This window comes from Rugosimonospora africana (genome assembly GCF_016862975.1).
GTDB lineage: Bacteria > Actinomycetota > Actinomycetes > Mycobacteriales > Micromonosporaceae > Rugosimonospora > Rugosimonospora africana.
Genome location: NZ_BONZ01000179.1, coordinates 1 through 1,013 on the forward strand (window position 1 = coordinate 1; position 1,013 = coordinate 1,013).

The 1,013-nt window shown below is 71.4% G+C and carries 1 protein-coding gene; it reads left to right on the forward strand.

Features of this window, described 5'->3' with window-relative positions; genetic code table 11:
* The coding region (locus Raf01_RS49100) for a sensor histidine kinase (RefSeq protein WP_203925072.1) at positions 1 to 1,013 on the forward strand (1,013 nt) is incomplete at both ends.

The following is a 1,013-nucleotide window of genomic DNA, read 5'->3' on the forward strand; positions in this document are numbered from 1 at the left end:
AGCGTCGAGTTCCCCGGCAGGCGCCTGGCGATCCAGGCGTTCGACGCGGTGCTCGACGCCGCGGCGCGCACACAGGTCTCTCAGGTGTCCGGCTGGCCGTGGCCGGCCCGTCCGACTCGGCTGCGTCTCGTCGTCAGCATCATCTGGGCGGCACTGGCCGCGGGCCTGACGGCCAGCGCGATCGCCGAGCTGATCGCGGGCCGGATGGTCTCGTCCATCCTCGGCACCCTGATCGGGGTCGCGCAGTGTCTCCCGTTGCTGCTGGCCGTACGGCACCCGCTGGTCGCCTGGCGGATCATGGTGCTCGGACAGTTCGCCGGGGTAGTCGTGTCGTATTCGCAGGACCCGGTCTGGCCCTGGCCGGTCGGCGGGTGCCTGGCGATGATCGTGGTGTTGTTCCAGGTAGCTGCGTCCTACCCGAGGCGCGCCGTGGTGGGCGTCGGCCTGTTGACGGCCCTGCTCATGCTGCTGCCGGCGGTCCCGCTGGGCGACACGCCACCGTGGCTGGTGTTGATACTGTGCGGCGTCGAGGCTCTCGTCCTGGTGCTCGGCGACGCTATCCTCGGCCGCCGGACCGCGGAGGCGCGGCTGGCGGAACAGGCCGAACTGCGCCGGCAGGATCTTGCCTGGCAGGCCGTACTCGAAGAACGCAGCCGGATCGCCCGGGAACTGCACGACGTCGTGGCGCACCACATGTCGATGATCGCGATTCAGGCGGAGGCCGCTCCGCTGAAGATTCACGACCTGCCGCCCGCGGCACAGGCCACTCTCGTCGCCATCCGGGGCGCCGCCCGTGAGGCGCTCGCGGAGACCCGGAGGGTGGTCGGGCTTCTGCGCAACGGCGACGAGCTTCCCGAGCGGGTACCGCAGCCCGGTCTGGCTCGGCTCGACGAACTCGTCGAGGCCGGCCGGCGGTCCGGGCTCGTGGTCGAACCGACCGTGGTCGGCCTGCCCCGTCCGGTCGCGGCCGGGGTGGATCTGTCCGCTTTCCGTATCGTCCAGGAAGCGCTCAG